Below are 955 nucleotides of genomic sequence, written 5' to 3' on the forward strand. Positions count from 1 at the left end.
TTATGGATATAATACAACAGGCCATTGAAAGTCATGTCCCACCAGGGCCTAGGCGAATAAGTCTGCGTCAGTGACAGCGACCAATGTTGCTGTGTCCCCACATTTTTACTGATCATCATGATTTTATCCTGTTCCAGTGTATCTGTTACTTTTGCATTCAATTGGTCTGTATAGGCATAGTTTATGCCTATTATTGTCGAATTTCTCACGGAATAAAGTAACGAAAACCGCTGGGTCAATGAAGGTACCAAGAAGGGGTTCCCTTTCCAGAATGAAAGCTCGTCAAGCATATATACAAAGGGATTGAGATCCTGATATGCTGGTCTTTCTATACGTTTGGCATAAGACAAAGACAGTGTCTGTTTAGCAGTCAATTGTGTGGCAATGGAAAAAAAGGGGAAAAAGTTAGTAAACTTTCTATTGATATGTTCGTTGAGACCTGCCCCATACTCCTGATAAAGTAGGGTACCATTGGAACTAGCATATTCTAGTCGCAGCCCGCCCTGTAGGGACCAGACACCAATGGACCGTTTGTAGTCAACATACGCACTGCTGATATGCTCATCAAAGTGAAAATCATTTGAACGTCTGTTGTCTAGGCTATCTTCCGATTGTTTAACATGATAAAAGTTTGCGTTATTTTTCGAGCCTACTGCGGAGTATTTGGCACCTGTTTCCAACTTCCCACCCCATAACCGCGTCGCATAGTCTATTTTTAATCCTTTTAGATCAATATCGATATCATTAAGAGTACGGTAAAGATTTTCGTCAGTAACGACATACTGATTGTCACGGTAAATATTTGACTGCAAGTTTTTGTTCCATTTACCGAAGAGACCGTAATCGGCATCAATATTTAGACTATGCCCTATTGTATCTTCGTATTTGTAGTTCAGGTTAAAATTGTAGCGTTTCGTATTCTGTCCGTAATAATCGTTAATGGCATCCAGCGTTT

Annotated in this window: 1 protein-coding gene; it reads right to left on the minus strand. The window is 40.3% G+C overall.

Annotation, left to right across the window (positions count from 1 at the left end):
- Positions 1-955 (minus strand): outer membrane beta-barrel family protein (locus B2X72_RS14600; RefSeq protein WP_286850216.1); only part of this gene is annotated, 955 nt, incomplete at both ends.

Origin of the sequence: Sphingobacterium sp. UBA7253, assembly GCF_002472745.1 — a bacterium.
In the GTDB taxonomy this organism is placed as follows: Bacteria; Bacteroidota; Bacteroidia; order Sphingobacteriales; family Sphingobacteriaceae; genus Sphingobacterium; species Sphingobacterium siyangense.